The 16,202-nt window shown below is 36.0% G+C and carries 18 protein-coding genes; 6 read left to right on the top strand and 12 right to left on the bottom strand.

The features are described 5' to 3' along the window. Nucleotides 1-54: 54 nt before the first annotated feature. The 5 genes from O0955_RS10885 to O0955_RS10865 form a co-directional block, all read right to left on the bottom strand. Nucleotides 55-564 carry a GtrA family protein gene (locus tag O0955_RS10885; RefSeq protein ID WP_269427579.1) on the bottom strand — a complete coding sequence of 170 codons (510 nt, stop codon included), beginning with the start codon at nucleotides 562-564 and terminating at the stop codon, nucleotides 55-57. A gap of 127 nt (nucleotides 565-691) precedes the next feature. Then, nucleotides 692-1,078: a GreA/GreB family elongation factor gene (locus tag O0955_RS10880; protein ID WP_269427578.1), complete on the bottom strand. Its 387-nt coding sequence runs from the start codon at nucleotides 1,076-1,078 to the stop codon at nucleotides 692-694. Between the two features lie 117 nt (nucleotides 1,079-1,195). Further along, a complete protein-coding gene (locus tag O0955_RS10875; protein ID WP_269427577.1) occupies nucleotides 1,196-1,363 on the bottom strand; it encodes a hypothetical protein in 168 nt (55 codons plus the stop codon). 193 nt (nucleotides 1,364-1,556) lie between these two features. Continuing rightward, nucleotides 1,557-3,077, bottom strand: a complete 1,521-nt coding sequence (locus tag O0955_RS10870; RefSeq protein WP_269427576.1) for a catalase — start codon at nucleotides 3,075-3,077, stop codon at nucleotides 1,557-1,559. 134 nt (nucleotides 3,078-3,211) lie between these two features. Continuing rightward, entirely contained in the window at nucleotides 3,212-3,898 is a 687-nt protein-coding gene (locus O0955_RS10865) for a CAP domain-containing protein (protein ID WP_269427575.1), read from the bottom strand. A gap of 143 nt (nucleotides 3,899-4,041) precedes the next feature. On the opposite strand from O0955_RS10865, the gene O0955_RS10860 reads away from it, so the two are divergent. After that, nucleotides 4,042-5,244 (top strand): C40 family peptidase, encoded by a 1,203-nt coding sequence (locus O0955_RS10860; RefSeq protein ID WP_269427574.1) that lies wholly within the window; start codon nucleotides 4,042-4,044, stop codon nucleotides 5,242-5,244. 105 nt (nucleotides 5,245-5,349) lie between these two features. On the opposite strand, the gene O0955_RS10855 is transcribed toward O0955_RS10860, so the two are convergent. The 7 genes from O0955_RS10855 to O0955_RS10825 form a co-directional block, all read right to left on the bottom strand. Then, nucleotides 5,350-6,114: an SDR family NAD(P)-dependent oxidoreductase gene (locus O0955_RS10855; protein ID WP_269427573.1), complete on the bottom strand. Its 765-nt coding sequence runs from the start codon at nucleotides 6,112-6,114 to the stop codon at nucleotides 5,350-5,352. Nucleotides 6,115-6,200: 86 nt separating this feature from the next. Next, complete coding sequence (locus tag O0955_RS10850; RefSeq protein ID WP_269427572.1) at nucleotides 6,201-6,608, bottom strand: helix-turn-helix domain-containing protein; 408 nt, start codon at nucleotides 6,606-6,608, stop codon at nucleotides 6,201-6,203. 112 nt (nucleotides 6,609-6,720) lie between these two features. Further along, nucleotides 6,721-6,861 carry a hypothetical protein gene (locus tag O0955_RS10845; RefSeq protein ID WP_269427571.1) on the bottom strand — a complete coding sequence of 47 codons (141 nt, stop codon included), beginning with the start codon at nucleotides 6,859-6,861 and terminating at the stop codon, nucleotides 6,721-6,723. After that, the gene (locus O0955_RS10840) at nucleotides 6,851-7,570 is read right to left on the bottom strand and encodes a ThuA domain-containing protein (protein WP_269427570.1); all 720 of its coding nucleotides are present in this window, start codon (nucleotides 7,568-7,570) and stop codon (nucleotides 6,851-6,853) included. Before O0955_RS10840 ends, O0955_RS10845 begins: the two co-directional genes overlap by 11 nt. 47 nt (nucleotides 7,571-7,617) lie before the next feature. Then, nucleotides 7,618-8,949 (bottom strand): ankyrin repeat domain-containing protein, encoded by a 1,332-nt coding sequence (locus tag O0955_RS10835; protein WP_269427569.1) that lies wholly within the window; start codon nucleotides 8,947-8,949, stop codon nucleotides 7,618-7,620. A 14-nt stretch (nucleotides 8,950-8,963) separates the two neighbouring features. Next, the gene (locus O0955_RS10830) at nucleotides 8,964-10,148 is read right to left on the bottom strand and encodes an ankyrin repeat domain-containing protein (RefSeq protein WP_269427568.1); all 1,185 of its coding nucleotides are present in this window, start codon (nucleotides 10,146-10,148) and stop codon (nucleotides 8,964-8,966) included. A gap of 127 nt (nucleotides 10,149-10,275) precedes the next feature. Next, the gene (locus tag O0955_RS10825) at nucleotides 10,276-11,922 is read right to left on the bottom strand and encodes a glycine--tRNA ligase (protein WP_269427567.1); all 1,647 of its coding nucleotides are present in this window, start codon (nucleotides 11,920-11,922) and stop codon (nucleotides 10,276-10,278) included. A 321-nt stretch (nucleotides 11,923-12,243) separates the two neighbouring features. Here O0955_RS10825 and O0955_RS10820 point away from each other — a divergent pair, with 321 nt between their 5' ends. The 5 genes from O0955_RS10820 (at nucleotide 12,244) to O0955_RS10800 (ending at nucleotide 16,118) form a co-directional block, all read left to right on the top strand. Next, a complete protein-coding gene (locus O0955_RS10820) occupies nucleotides 12,244-13,161 on the top strand; it encodes a glycerophosphodiester phosphodiesterase family protein (protein WP_269427566.1) in 918 nt (305 codons plus the stop codon). A 123-nt stretch (nucleotides 13,162-13,284) separates the two neighbouring features. Further along, the gene (locus O0955_RS10815; RefSeq protein ID WP_269427565.1) at nucleotides 13,285-13,866 is read left to right on the top strand and encodes a porin family protein; all 582 of its coding nucleotides are present in this window, start codon (nucleotides 13,285-13,287) and stop codon (nucleotides 13,864-13,866) included. Nucleotides 13,867-13,949: 83 nt separating this feature from the next. Next, on the top strand, nucleotides 13,950-14,657 hold the full coding sequence (locus O0955_RS10810; protein WP_269427564.1) for an ATP-binding cassette domain-containing protein: 708 nt from the start codon (nucleotides 13,950-13,952) through the stop codon (nucleotides 14,655-14,657). A gap of 132 nt (nucleotides 14,658-14,789) precedes the next feature. Next, the gene (locus tag O0955_RS10805; protein WP_269427563.1) at nucleotides 14,790-15,311 is read left to right on the top strand and encodes a hypothetical protein; all 522 of its coding nucleotides are present in this window, start codon (nucleotides 14,790-14,792) and stop codon (nucleotides 15,309-15,311) included. A 144-nt stretch (nucleotides 15,312-15,455) separates the two neighbouring features. After that, nucleotides 15,456-16,118, top strand: a complete 663-nt coding sequence (locus O0955_RS10800) for a porin family protein (protein WP_269427562.1) — start codon at nucleotides 15,456-15,458, stop codon at nucleotides 16,116-16,118. Nucleotides 16,119-16,202: the final 84 nt, after the last annotated feature.

Raw genomic sequence — 16,202 nt, 5'->3', positions numbered from 1 at the left:
AAGTAAAGCAGTCGCATTAATTAACACGTTGATGTAAATAAAGGTTTTAATTGCCTAAATCTGTGGGTTTGATTTATTTTCTCTTCCTTTTAGTTTTTTAACGCTGAATGTAAAGTAATGTTGATACAGATAACTAAATCCGGCAATTAAAACAGTAACAATAACCCTGGAAACGGTTGGGTAGATGTGCAGAATTTCGGCGAAAAACTTTAATAAAACAGTGGTTAACAAAATGTTTATAAAGTTTAAATTTAAAAACCGAAGCAATTGTGTTCTTCCCCGTACTTCACTGTGGGTAAAAATCACATACCTGTTCATTAAGAAACTGTAAGGAATAACGACAGCAAAATCTACAATCAGCGCTGCGGTATCCCTTTTTAAAACCATATTTAAAATTTTAATCTCCGGTTGGGTAAAAATATATTTAAAGGCTATGGTATAGACCAATATTCCCAGTGCAGCAGAACTTCCACCGGTAACCAGGTAGCGGAAATTATGTTGTGAAATATATTTTTTAAAAGGCGGGTGAAAAAAATCAATAAAGGCTAAAATTGCATTACGCATTGCTGATGGTGTACTTAAGTATATTTTGGCGCAATTTACCAATTAAATTTTGATGAGGGCACATTCTAAATATAGATTTGTCATCCGATAGGAAAATAGATTATGATGATCACCCTCATCGTCCGTTTTAAGCGGTAATCAGTTTTTTAACACTTAATATCTTAAATTCTTTAATTCCATCGGGCATTTCCCAGTTAATAATATCACCGGTTTGGTACCCGAAAAGCGCAATACTTATGGGCGCAAAAACAGAAACCTTCTGACTTTTAATATCAGCCTGGCCCGGTTCAACAATTTTGAATGTAAATTCCTGCTGATTTTCCGTATTAATAATTTTAGCTTCCGTATTTAAACAAACTACATCTCCGGGCAATTCATCATCGTTAAATACAGTTGCTTCTTTAATTTCGGCCATTAATTTTTCTTTGTTGTAATTGCTCAGTGCAGATTTCTCTAAATGCGTGTTTAAAAACTTGTAATCGCTTTTGGATAACAGAATGGATTTCTTATTCATGGTATATATTTTTAGGTAATAAAATAAATAGGTATTTGCGTTTTGAAAAAAACACATCAGGCAAAGCTAGCGGAGGTTTATCCCCCGGCGTTAAAAAAATAATAATCTAACCGGGGCTTAATTAATAAAGTCTTTACTGGAAATTTGAAAGCTAAAACCCAGTGAATAGTTTTCGCCAGAGAAACGACGAAACACAGCAAAAGCCTGATCCTTTATGATAAAGGCCCAAATAGGGTTGGTAAACAGGTTTTTGTAATTTTGCATATAAACAAATGTGCGGTTCATTTATGGCAAATCAAAATATAGCCATATAAATGATACGTTAATGATAATTGATTTTGTGAGGCATGATCAGGCGGACTCTGTTCTTTTTGACAATAAAAAGAACAAAAAATTGCTGGCTGAAAATTTTTCTATTAAAGCCAGTAAATAAGGTAATCCTAAAAAAGCCCGGCTGTTTGGCCGGGCTTTTATTAAATTATTGATTTGTTGCTTTATGAGCAGGGTCGGGGTGAACCATGCCTTCCATTGCTTTATCAAGGTTTAAATCCAATCCTTTAGCTATTGCAAGCCCTAAGCCCATATCTGCCCTAAACCAATGGCATAACTGGCGGTTGATAATTTCATCTTTTTTTACGCCGTTAATACCACCCATTGCACCTACAATATTTTTTACTGTATTTTCTTTTGCCTGTGGGTCCATTAAACGGTAAAGATTTCCCGGCTGTGTGTAGTGATCATTTTCACCTTCCGCATTGCGGTCGTAATGATCTGCCAATAACGAATCCAGCGGCCAGGCAGGCTGATCGTAGCTTTGATCAACTTCAATGTCATCAAAACTGTTCGGGAAATAATTTGGTGCCGAGCCGCCGTTGCCATCAATTCGCATTTGTCCGTCACGCTGGTAATTGTTCGTCATATACGGGCAGCGGTTTACCGGAATTTGTTCGTAATTGCCACCTAAGCGGTATCGCTGGGCATCAGGATACGATAAAATTCTGCCTTGTAACATTTTATCAGGAGAGTAATAAATACCATCCACTACGTGTGCGGGTGCAAAAGCAGCCTGTTCAACATGTGCAAAATAATTATCAGGATTTTCGTTTAATTCAAGCTCTCCAACCTCAATTAACGGATAATCACCATGCGGCCAAACCTTGGTTAAATCGAATGGATTTAAATGATAGGTTTTTGCTTCCTCAAAAGGCATAATTTGAACATACAGTGTCCATTTAGGAAATTCTCCTCTTTCAATAGCTTCAAATAAATCCCGTTGTGCATGATCAGGATCCTGCGCTTTCATATCTACGGCTTCATCATTTGTGAAGTTTTGAATGCCCTGCTTGGTTTTAAAGTGAAACTTCACATAAAAACGTTCCTGCTTATCGTTATAGAATGAAAAGGTATGACTGCCAAACCCATCCATATGGCGGTATGAAAATGGTGTTCCTCTATCGCTCATCAAAATTAAAACCTGATGTAAACTTTCCGGGTTTAAACTCCAGAAATCCCACATCATAGTCGGACTTTTAGTATTGGTTTGCGGATCGCGTTTCTGGGTGTGAATAAAATCACCAAACTTTTTAGGGTCTTTTACAAAGAAAACAGGGGTATTGTTACCCACTAAATCCCAGTTTCCATCTTCGGTATAGAATTTTAAAGCAAAACCACGCGGATCACGTTCGCTATCTGCCGAACCTTTTTCGCCACCAACGGTAGAAAAACGTAAAAAGGTTTTCGTTTGCTTGCCAATTTCAGAGAAAAGTTTCGCTTTAGTATATTTTGTAATGTCGTGTGTAACCGTAAAAGTACCATAAGCACCGGAGCCTTTTGCATGTACAACACGCTCAGGAATACGTTCGCGGTTAAAGTGGAACATTTTTTCATGTAAAATGAAATCCTGTACTAATATTGGACCACGAGGGCCAACAGTCATGCTATCTTCGTTATTCGCATACGGAATACCGGACGCACTTGTTAGTTTTTTCTTTTCGCTCATCTTATGTTTTTATTAGTGTTTTGCAATTATAAAAATCAGGTTATTTTGGCATTGACGCAAACTGTTATTTTCTATTTCAACATAGATATTATTGATATAGTTTTAGCAGAAAACCTAAATAAATTTAACTATTATTATTGGTTACCCGCATAAAAAGTTGGCTGCGCAACAAAATCAATCACTGTACAATAATTAAACGAAGGATGTGGCTGAATATTGACACCAACAATGTTAAATTTATATTTTTGATCAAGGATGTTGTACCGGTGCCCTAGCGAAGGTACCCCACAATCTAACAGCAGGTGGCAAACAATATCCAGGCTTTTAGAATAGCCGAAATCTATGTTTTCGGTCATCAGTTTATTAGGAAAGTACCTGGATAAACGTTTTGAAAAATTATCGCCATTGCTGCTTTCGTGAGTATCGATATTATTCCGGCTTAAATCCATTGCATGGCTTCTGCTTGCGGCAGTGAGTTTTGCATCAGGATAGAAAAGACTCAGATTTTTAACACCCTTTAAATTTTTAAGCAGCGAAGTATAATAAGAATTGTTTTTTGTGATTTTAAGCTCGTTATAATTTCTATACTTTCTAACATTGGCATTATAAGTATCAATGTAATCTTGTAAAAAAGTATAATAAAATTTTTCCCCATCCAGCCGGATCAGGTTCATGTATAAAATAATATTCTTTTCTTCCGTACTCAGGTAATTTGCTTTTTCGGCAGTATTTGCCTTTTTAATTTCTGCGTCAGTCCAATCTTGAGCAAAAGTATAATTAGAAAGAATGACGAATACTAAAAGAATTGCAAAGCGGGACATGAAGGGGTTTTTATGGAATAACGTTATTTAAATCTATTTATTTTTTATATTGAATCTTTTAAGCAGTAAGAATTGGTAAGCAATTAGTTACACCACTTAAGACTTCGGAATTTGGATTATCTGTATTTTAGCTTTTTATAATTATGAAAAGAATATTCATTGTTTTCCTGGTTCTTCTTTTTTCTGCCGGACTGAAAGCGCAGACTGACACCACTTTAATTAAAACAATAGCCAAACAGGTTCAAAAAGAATATGCACCCGATAAACGTTCTGTTTATTTTAGTGTCCAGATTAAAGGCGATAGTGTTTTAGCAGAAAGTACCTCGGCACAGGCTTTACAAGAGTTTAGTAAGCAAACAAAGGATATTAATGGGTTAAAGAATATCAGCCAGTTGCTCCCTGCAAAAGCATTAAACGGTTTTGAGTACGGTCTGGCGAATCTATCGGTTTGTAATAACAGGGCTTTTCCTCAAAATTCGGCAGAAATGATGACGCAAATGATTTTAGGCACGCCTGTACAAGTGTTAAAGAAACAGGCCGGTTATTATCTGGTGCGCACACCGGACGGCTATATTTCATGGACAGACGGGACAGCAGTAAGTTTAATGGATAAACAGGCATTTGAGACCTGGAAGCGTTCAAAAAGAGTCATTTACGCAGAAGATTTTGGCCACGCTTTTTCTAAACCGGATGTAACATCTGATCGGGTTTCGGATGTAGTGAAAGGCAATATTTTAGTTTTAGGTGGAGAGGAGAAAGGGTTTTATAAGTTAATTTTTCCGGATCAGCGGATTGGCTACATTAAAAAAACAGAAGCACTGCTGCTTTCTGAATGGGAAAAAAAGGCTAACCCAGGTGCTGATGCAATTCTTAAAACAGCCAAAACATTAATTGGTGTGCCCTATTTGTGGGGTGGTACTTCTATAAAAGGGGTAGACTGCAGTGGTTTTACAAAAACGAGTTACTTTTTAAATGGGATAATTATTCCACGTGATGCTTCGCAACAGGCTTTAATAGGCGAACAGATTGATGTGTTGGAAAATGATTCAATCAGTGTTGCTAAATGTCTTAAAAATTTGTTGCCGGGCGATTTAATGTTCTTTTCTGCCGCCAAACGTAAAGGTATAAATGGTGGGCGTGTTACACATACCGCAATTTATATGGGTAACGGCGCATTTATTCAGGCAGCCGGTATGGTTAGGATTAATAGCATTGTACCTGATGCACCAAATTACGATGAGCACCAAAGCCTTACATTGGTTGGCGCAAGGCGATTACTGACCAATATTGGTAAAGCTGAAATTACAAGAGTAGATCAGCATGAATGGTACGGAACTAAGCTGTAGATTTCAAATTTGAATTTACGGACGTTTTGCCTTACAACTTCTGTTAAAAAAGGAACGGGTTTATCATGAACTTAATTCCTGATAAACCCGCCTTGGTTATTCTGTTTATAAAAACATACCACCAGATGCCTCAATGCGCTGTGCATTAATCCACCTTGCATCTTCGGTACATAAGAAAGCAACCAAACCGCCGATATCATCGGGTAAACCTACGCGGCCTAAAGCTGTTTGGGCAGAGATCATTTTATTGAGTTGTTCATTATCACGAACTGCACCACCACTAAAATCGGTTTCTATTGCGCCTGGAGCTATAATGTTTGAACGGATACCTCTTGCACCTAATTCTTTAGCCTGATATTTCGTTAATGTTTCCATAGCGCCTTTCATTGATGCATAAGCTGCATATCCAGGTAAACTAAATCTTGCTAAACCCGTTGAGATATTTATAATTCCGCCACCATCATTCAATACATTTAGTGCCTTTTGAGTTAAGAAAAATGCACCTTTAAAATGGATATTTACTAAAGTGTCAAACTGTTCTTCGGTTGTTTCAGCAAAAGATGCATGAGCACCAATACCTGCATTGTTAATCAGGAAGTCGATTTTATCTGCATTAAAAGTTGATTTTAGCGTTGCTTTAACTTCTTCGAAAAAGGCATCGAAACTTTTAACATCGGCTACATTTAACTGCAAGGCTGCGGCATTAACGCCCAATTTCTTAATTTCTTCTACAGTATTTAGTGCTTCTTCTTTTTTTGACTGATAAGTTAAGATAACTCCAATTCCCTTTGCTGCAATTTTTAAGGCTGCATTTTTTCCTAAGCCACGGCTACCACCCGTTATTAAGGCAATTTTATTTTGTTTTTCCATTTTCTTTTAATTTGATAAACAAAGTTAAACGGAAACCAACGATAAAAATGGTGACTAGTTAAGTTAAAATGGTGACAGTTTAAGTTTTATGTGGTGACAATTTCCGGTTTTTGTGCTAAAGATTGAAAATAAGCTTCACGGTATTGTTTTGGAGTTTGTCCGGAAAAGTGTTTGAAAAATTTAGTGAAATTTGAGGGGTCGTAAGTTAGCGTTCTGGCAATTTCTGCAATAGGGGTGCTCACGTTTTGAAGCATGGATTTAGAAATTTCCATTAAACGTTCTTCGAAAAAGTAACATGGCGAGTGGCCGGTTGCCGATTTGATGGTATTGCTTAAATGTGTTGGATGTACATGAATGAGTTCGGCAAAATCCCGTACTTCAAACATTACATTGGTTCTGCCGGATACTACATCCTCAAGATGCTTATCTAATTCCCTCAAAAAATCTGCGGCGATTTCGTGTTGACGGGCAAAGAACTTCTGCGGAATTTTCATGTTAATAATCTTGAGCTTTAAACAAATATAATATTCGAAGAAAAGAATCTGAAATCTGCTTAAACATTTGAGCTTTTTTGACCAAAGGATTACCAGAGCAGAAGTGTTGAAATTACTTAACCTTTTTGCCCGTGCCTAACCAGATTAAAGCATTAATAATCATTTTGTTTTGAATTTCATTATCAAAAGTATAGGATAATGTTTTATTGGTTTTATCAAATTTATGCTCATAATCAATATCGTTATGGCCCATATTTACATAAATCATCTTGTAGTTTCTTATTTGTCCAAACCACCGGATAATAACCATTGTGCCAAATTTCATGTTGTTTTGGACCTGTACCCAAAGGAAAGCTGGTAGAATCTATTGCCAATAAAACATTAATGTCAGGATTTTTACTTAAATCATTTTGCCACCTGTACCATTCGTTGGGCTGTGCTTTAAAAGTTGCCGGCAAATTTTTGGTTGCCGGATGTTTTCTGTTTTCCACTTTTAAGATGGCTGAGGTCGGTCGCCAGGTATTGCCTCCATATTCACCCGAGCCTAAAAAAGTATTATGGTACCAATTCCAGTTTTGAGGAAAAGTTGAAGGTGTTAAGGCAAATGCTGAAAAATGAAAACCCATCCAGCCGCCGCCATTTTCCATGTACTTTTGAAATGCTTCTCTTTGTGCAGGTTCTTCAGGACGGGTATCGAGAAATAAAACCACCTGATAGTGAGCTAGAAATGCGGCATTTAAATTATTCCAGTTGGCTGTAGAATCGTAGCTGAAATGGTATTGCGCTGCCATTTTAGGAAACCACTTATTGGCCTCATGTACATAACTGATATGCGCCTGATCGTTTTTGGCTGTATAAAAGGCAATTACATTAAATTTAGGCTTTCGGTTTTGTGCATTGGCTGTTGCAAAGAAGAACAGGGCAACAATGAGAATGTTTAGGGATGATTTTAATTTAAACATAAGTTAATTTTCCAGGTTTTTTTTATCATGGTATTCGTAAAATTAACTTAAGCTTTTAAAATTTTACTCTTTTCTTCATCAAATTCTTCCTGCGATAAAATACCTGCATCAAGCAACTCTTTTAAATCAAGCAATGCCTGCTTTTTAGATGTAATATCTGCTTTTTGAAGAGAAGTCTCCGTTTCTGCAACTGCAGATTTCGACTTGGCAATATTGGCCGGACTATATTGAAGCAGCAATTCAGTAATTTCATTAAAACCTTTTATATTGCTATAATCAATTGCTTTTTGCTCGCGTACATTCATAATGGAAGCATCGGCATTGTTTTCCAGTAAATGTTTAACCATATCTTTTTTACCATTAGCTGCAGCATAATGTAAAGCAGTGTTGCCGCTTTCATCTTGTATATTGATGGAGGCTCCTTTTTCGAGCAATAGTTTTACCATACTTAAATGGCCGTTTTTCGCAGCAAGATGTAATAAGCTTTCACCACCATAGCTATAGCTAAAATCGAAACTGCTATCGATAGATAAATTGTTAGCCGTTTCTACCCAACTTAAATAAGAATACATAGAATCCGTATCGCCCGAAACAGGTTTACAATAATTTATATCAACACCGTTTTCGAGAAACAGGCTAACCATTTCCTTTTGATTATGCGAACAAGCGTACCAAACAGGTGATAAGCCATTTTTTGAAGCAACCATTACTTCTGCCCCTTGCTCTATCAAATATTTACTAAGCATTCTGTTGGCATCATAACAGGCAATAAGCAAAGCACTTTCGCCAGCATGGTTAGTATGATTTATGCTGGCTCCGTTCTGAATAAGAATTTCAGCCAAGGGCATATTTTTAGTGATAGATGCAAAGATTAATGGAGTGTTACCAAGTTTATTCGTTGCATTTACATTGGCACCATTTTTTAGTAGTAGGCTGACAATATCTTTATTTCTATTATAAGTTGCTATTAATAAAGAGGTATCTGCATTATTATTTTCCAGATCTACATCAGTACCGGCTTCCAATAGTTTCTCTACAATTTCTATCTGGCCGTTTTGAGCACTTAAATGTAATAAACTATTTCCCTGATTATCATTTATATCAATTTTCGCACCTTTTTCCAATAAATACAAGGCGGTTTGTTTCTGTTTCTGTAAACAGGCAAAGAAAAAAGGCGTTTCACCATTATGATCTTCATAATCTAATAAAGCACCTTTATCAATTAATAATTTTACAATATCTAAATATCCTTTGTGGGCAGCGTAGTGTAACGCGGTTCTTCCTTTCTCATCTGTGTAAGTGACATCTACTTCGCCATTTGCCAGTAATATTTCTGCTATTTTTCTTTTGCCACTCTCGCAGGCAATAATGAAAGACATTGACATATTCTTTTTTATTTTTGAGTGAGCAATAATTCGACCGTTTTTACTTTTAAATCATCTTTGGAAGCCAGTGTTAAAGGCGTTTCATCTTTATCATTAGTTAAACTTGCATCTGCACCTTCTTCAAGCAATAGTTTAACTTTACGGTAAGTTTCCTTCGCCATTTCTCTATCAAAATTAATGTTGAATTCGCACACTTTATGCAATAACGTATTGCCTTTATCGTCCTGATTGTTAATTTCAATTTTACAGGTTTTTAACAGACTTTGCAAAACATCAGTCTTCTTTTCTGCAAGTAAATCTAATGGGGTTTTGGGTTCTCCATAATAAACAGATGGATAAGTAAGCTCAGCGCCATCTTCTACTAATTTATTTAACAACTCGATCTCTTTGGTAGAATTGCCATACATTATTCTTAAATATTCGAATAAAATACTAACACCGTTTCTGTTAATTAGCTCAAAATCAGGAATATCATATTCGCGAAGCTTATTGTAGAAATCTAAATCGAGCTGTTGTGCAACGGCATAGAAAAATGCCGTATTGCCTTCATTGTCAATATCGTTACAGTGGGCCCCATTTTCTAAAAGGATATCCAGATAACTTGCTTTATGGCCATCAACAGCTTTAATCAGTGGAGTCTTTTTTACAATATTTGGCATATTGATGTCAACACCCCCATCAATTAAAAACTGCAAATATTCAAGTCCTTTTTCTGGTGTTATCCGATTATTTGATACAACAAGGTGGATCAGGTTTTCGCTGTAAGTATTGGTATAGTTAATATCGCATCCGCCATTTACTAAAGCTTTAATCAGAGTAATATCTGCCTTGTTTTCCAGTGCATAGCTTAATAACGTGCCATCACTCAGCTCGTCGTTTATACTTGATAGTTTACCAATAAAGTGATTTACAAAGTTTATGGATTCTTCATCACCGCCAAAATAATTTATAAGGCTCTCAAAAAAGGTTTTAGAAAATGAATCGTATTCATATAAATCAGTTTCAATGGTCTTGTTTTCAACCAGCAAATTAACAATGTCAAAGGCTTTATTTTTAATTAGCTTATCAAATACCTGCCTTTTGTTAAAATCATCCAGTTCGGGCGGAAAACTTTCGCCCTTATTTAATAATTCTTTTGCCTGTTCAAAATTGTCTTTATTTATTGCGTCCAGTAAAGCAGATGTTTGAATCATAGTTGTATTTGTTATATGATTTAAAAGTATAAAAAATATCAAAACTAAAATATTGAAAGAACATTTTCATAAAAAAAGCCAGAGGGTTAATTCTCTGGCTATATCATTCAGGTGTTGAAAATCAGTTCTAGTTAGACAGCAAATTTTTCCAGCTTACTTTATCACCAATAATTTTCTCTAAATCAGCAATCGCAACACGTTCCTGTTCCATGCTGTCGCGGTGACGAATGGTTACGGTATTATCTTCTAAACTTTGATGATCTACTGTAATGCAAAATGGTGTTCCTACAGCATCCTGACGGCGATAACGTTTACCAATAGCATCTTTCTCCTCATAAATGCAGTTGAAATCAAATTTCAGGCTATCCATAATTTCGCGTGCTTTTTCGGGTAAACCATCTTTTTTGGTCAATGGAAAAATAGCCACTTTAACAGGGGCAAGGGCAGGGTGCAGGCGCAATAGAGTACGGCTATCCTGTTTGTCGTCTGTGCTTAAATCCTGTTCTTCAAATGCGTTTATCATGGTTAACAAAAACATACGGTCTAAACCAATAGAAGTTTCGATAACGTAAGGCACATAATTACCATAAGGTTTACCTTCCTCATTTAAATCGTTATCAAAATACTGCATTTTCTTGCCCGAAAATTCCTGGTGTTGTTTCAAATCAAAATCTGTACGACTGTGGATGCCCTCAACTTCTTTAAATCCAAACGGAAATTCAAATTCAATATCTGTTGCCGCATTTGCATAGTGCGCCAGCTTTACGTGATCATGGTAACGGTATTTTTCAGGTGATGTACCTAAAGCCTGGTGCCATTTTAAACGGGCTTCTTTCCAGTACTCAAACCATTTTTTATCCTCACCCGGGCGAACGAAAAATTGCATTTCCATTTGTTCAAACTCACGCATACGCATAATAAACTGACGGGCAATTACTTCATTTCTAAATGCCTTACCAATTTGGGCAATACCAAAAGGAATTTTCATCCTTCCCGATTTTTGAACATTTAAAAAGTTTACAAAAATACCCTGTGCTGTTTCCGGACGAAGGTAAACTTCATCACTGCCTTCTGCCATTGCACCAAACTGAGTGCTAAACATCAGGTTAAACTGGCGTACTTCCGTCCAGTTAGAAGTTTTAGAAATTGGGCAAATAATTTTATAATCAACAATCAAATCTTTTAGCTGGCTTAAGTTTTCAGATTTAAGTGCAAGATTCATTTCTACCTCTAAAGCCAACCCTTTTTTAACAAATTTCCAGCTTGCTTCATCCATAAAGGTGTAGATATTTCTATCATAACTATCATTTTCTGAATTTTTGAAACCAGGTATCCATCCTGCTTGATTTTCATCACTCCAAGAAAGAATACTATGTTGGAATTCCTCGAATTTCGTTTTATTTTCTGTACTGAAATTTGCTAATTCTGAATATAGTTCATCAATTTTATTTTCTAACAACTGGTCGGCACGGTAACGTTTTTTCGAATCCTTATTGTCAATCATCGGGTCATTAAAACCATCAACGTGTCCACTGGCTTTCCAAACTTTAGGGTGCATAAAAATTGCAGAGTCAATCCCCACAATGTTTTCATGCATTTGCACCATGGCCTTCCACCAATAAGTTTTAATGTTATTTTTTAATTCGGCACCCAATTGGCCGTAATCGTAAACGGCACTAAGGCCATCATATATTTCGCTGCTTTGAAATACAAAACCATATTCCTTGGCGTGTGATATTACATTTTTAAATTGTTCGTCGTTACTTTTTGCCATAATGCAGCAAATATAATTATTTTGAACTGAAAGACTAAAGCTAAAACGTATAGGTACTTAAATGACTTTTTGAGCATCAGGAATCTTTGATTTTTCTGTTAAAACCTCAATTGGTTAATGGTTAAAATGCATTTGAAAAGCAAATACAATACTTATCGGTTTAGGCACTTCCTGCTTTACGCTTTACTCCGTTTCACTTCATGTTCGCTGCAATCAGGTTTAGCCGGTCAAAAATGTAAAACGATTAAAGGTTTAAATGGCTAAAATTGACCAACAGAAATTAGAAATCAAACAATAAACCAAATTATCTATTTTTGAAACATGAAATTTCAACGGTTAATCATTTTAGCTTTGCTGTTTGCTTTTGCATCCTGCAAGCAGGAAGAGGGCGTTCATCACTATATTAGCTTTAAAAACACTTCAGAATTATATAAATTCTTAAACTGGACACCCGAACGCTTCCCGCTTATCAGTGCGCACCGTGGTGGCCCAATGCCGGGTTTTCCTGAAAATTGCATTGAAACTTTTGATCACGCAACAACCTACAATCCGGTAATTATAGAATTTGATGTTGCTTTTAGTAAAGATTCTGTAATGGTGGTTATGCACGATGACAATTTGGACAGAACCTCAACCGGTAAAGGCCCCATAGGAAATTATACTTATGAGGAACTAAAAAACTTTAACCTGAAAGATAATGAAGGAAATGAAACAAAATTTAAAATTCCAACTTTAGATAGCGTTTTAAACTGGTCTAAAGGGAAAGTTTTGCTCACTATAGATTTAAAGCGGGGAGTACCTTATGCAAAGGTTATTGAAAAGGTAAAACAATATAAAGCTGAAAGTAATTCTATTATTATTACTTACACGGCTAATCAGGCACAGGAAGTGCATCAGCTGGAACCAGATTTAATGATTTCTGCCTCGGTTCAAAAGCGGTCTGAGCTGAAACGGCTAAATAGTCTAGGCATTCCAAATAACCGGATTGTTGCGTTTGTAGGTGTATCTGCTCCCGGCAAAGACTTTTATAAATATCTTCACGATAAGAGCATTACCACAATTTTAGGTACCATGGGTAATATTGATCAAAGTGCAAAATCAAGTCCTGCAAAAATGGTTTATTATCATTTAGTTAATAATGGTGCCGATATTCTTTCTGGCGATAACCTTCCGCAAGCAGCAGAGCAATTAAATAAATTCAGATATAACAAACATATTTCGTCGTCTTTTGTTAATTAATTAAAAATACTACTTTTACTACTTCATTAGCATGGGTAAGTATACAGCCTGTAATGTTGATTTAGTTATATAGCCAATAATTAATTTACGAATAAATATTATATACACTTTATACTTTACATTATGAAAAAACTATTAATTACTCTATTAACGGCGTCAGTAGTTACTTTATCAGCAAAAGCTCAAATTTCAAAAGGAGATGTTATGATTGGTGCTAATTTATCAAATATCGATTTTGCTTTAGATAAACCAAATGCATTCAGTTTTACCATTAACCCAAAAGCTGCCTGGTTTATTCAGGACGGTTTAGCACTGGGTGGTGATGTTTCTTTTGGAATTGAAACACCAGGTAAAGGTCTGGGCACAACCATTAACTATGGTATTGGTGCTTTAGGTCGTTATTATGGCGCTAAAGGTGCCAACGAACTGGCTAACCATACCCGTTTCTTTGGTGAGGCAACAGTAGGTATCTCCGGAAGAAATTTATCCGGTGGTGGTTCTACTAATGGTTTAGGCTTTAGCTTTGGCCCGGGTTTTACTTACTTCGTAACCAGAAATGTTGGTTTAGAAACTTTATTAAAATACGAAGGTGTTGTTGGTTTTGGCAGCAGTGCTTATGCACATAATTTAAACTTAGGCGTTGGTTTCCAAATTTATCTTCCTGGTAAAGCAACAGCTAAAAAAGTACAGAAAGATTTTAACTAATCAGATTTTAATTTATTGTCAAAAAGGATATGCCAATCAGCATATCCTTTTTTTTATGTCTGAAATAATATGCATATTTGACCGTGAGTATTGTTGTAAAAAATTTATCAAAACATTTTGCTGCACAAAAGGCGGTAAATGATGTTAATTTTAAAGCCAATCCTGGTCGGATTTTAGGTTTTTTAGGTCCAAACGGTGCAGGTAAATCTACCACGATGAGAATGTTAACCGGTTATCTGGAACCAACATCAGGCGGAGCAGAAATTTACGGTAAAGACATCCTGACAGATCCAATTGAAGCCAAAAAACATATTGGCTACCTTCCGGAGAATACACCTTTATACACGGACATGTATGTAAAGGAATACTTGAATTTTGTTGGCCAAACCTATCAGTTAACCAATCTGTCTGCCCGGGTAGAAGAAGTTATTAAGTTAGTGGGTTTAACTCCCGAACAACATAAAAAAATTGGTATGTTATCTAAAGGATACCGCCAAAGAGTAGGGCTTGCTCAAGCCATTATTCATAATCCTGAAGTATTAATTTTAGATGAGCCAACCTCAGGACTTGATCCAAATCAACTGGTTGATATCCGTGCTTTGATTAAAACGCTTGGTCAGGATAAAACAGTTATTATTTCTACGCACATTATGCAGGAAGTAGAAGCCATTTGCGATGACATCATTATTATTAGCAAAGGAAAAATTGTTGCCTCAGATTCATTAAAAGGAATTAAAGAAGCACACCAGGGTAGCTCACTGGAAGATATTTTTAGAAAATTAACCGCCTGATCTTCTGTTTTCTTTTTAACAATTTTGTTGCTTTCTAACTATTGTTTTAGTTTTTTAATTTTTATTGTAACATTTGTAAAAAATGAGTGTCTTATCAATTAACTAAAAAAACACTTTTTAAAAAAAAATCAGATGAAAAAAGTATTACTATCTTTATTAATGGTTGCAGGACTTGGTCTTGTGGCCTCAGCTCAAACCGAAGGTGCAGTAAACAAAATTAGCGTTGGTCCGGATTTCTTATTGCCAGTTGGCGATAACGGCAGCAATCTTAGTTTAGGTTATGGCGGTTCGGTACAAGGCGAATTCAACGTTGCTACTTCATTAAACTTAACAGCGTCTGCAGGTTATATCTCTATTGCACCTAAAAAAGAATGGAAAGATCTTGGTGCTACTAATACAGGAGTTATTCCGGTAAAAGCAGGAGTTAAGTATTATTTCGGTGGTAATTTCTATGGTGCAGCTGAATTGGGTGCAGCAATTTTTACAGATGAAGGTGCTGGTACAGCATTTTCTTATGCGCCAACTTTAGGTACTTCATTTTCTGTTTCTGATAAATCAAGTATCGATTTAGGTATTCGTTACGAAGGTTGGTCAAAAAATAGCACAACATTATCTTTTGTTGGTATCCGTGCAGCTTTCGCTTTCGGTTTATAAGACAAGAAAATTATTTAATGAGCCTCCAGGTTTTACTCTGGGGGCTTTTTTACATTGCAGACAATCCAGTAATTATTTAATTGCGATGGTTAGAGCCTATCGATAATAATTGTCGAAAAACTCAAACAAATTCAAAAAAATCAGATGAAAAAAATCATATTATCTTTATTAACAGTTGCAGGTTTAGGATTTGCAGCTTCAGCTCAAAATTCAACTCCGGTAAAATTTGGTATTAAAGCAGGTGTTGCTTTCCCAAATATGACCATTTCAGCAATGGGTGTATCTGCCAGTTTTGATCCAAAAACATCATATTATGTTGGTGGTACTGCAGATTTTCAAATATCTGATATGTTTTCAATCCAACCCGGGCTAACTTTTACCAATAAAGGAACCAAAATTAGTGGCGATAATTTCGAGTTTAATCAGGAAGACGTAGCTATAGAAAGTGCAAGCAGTGCAACTTTGAATTTTATGTATATAGAAGTTCCGGTTAATGCTGTTGCACGTTTTAACGTGGGTAATGCTGGCAAGGTGTTTATTGGTGCTGGTCCATATTTTGCGTATGCAGTTTCGGCTAATGCTAAAGCTGGTGGTGTAAAAGAAGATATTAAATTCGGAGCATCAGAATCAGGATTTAAACGTACTGATCTTGGCTTAAACTTTATGGCTGGATATGAACTGAATAACGGCTTTAATATCCATGCTGGTTATGGTTTAGGATTGAGCAGTATTCTGGATCAGGAAGTATCAGAAGATGTAGCATTTAAAAACAAAGTTTTCTCCGTAGGACTTGGTTATTCTTTTTAATCCCAATAAAGTTTTTAAAAAAGTCCCGGACTAAAGCCGGGACTTTTTTTTGCATTATACTTTATTAATAATTATTCGGTTTTC

It is taken from the genome of Pedobacter punctiformis (assembly GCF_027213715.1).
Classification (GTDB): Bacteria; Bacteroidota; Bacteroidia; order Sphingobacteriales; family Sphingobacteriaceae; genus Pedobacter; species Pedobacter punctiformis.
This window is presented reverse-complemented; position numbering and strand designations above follow the sequence as displayed.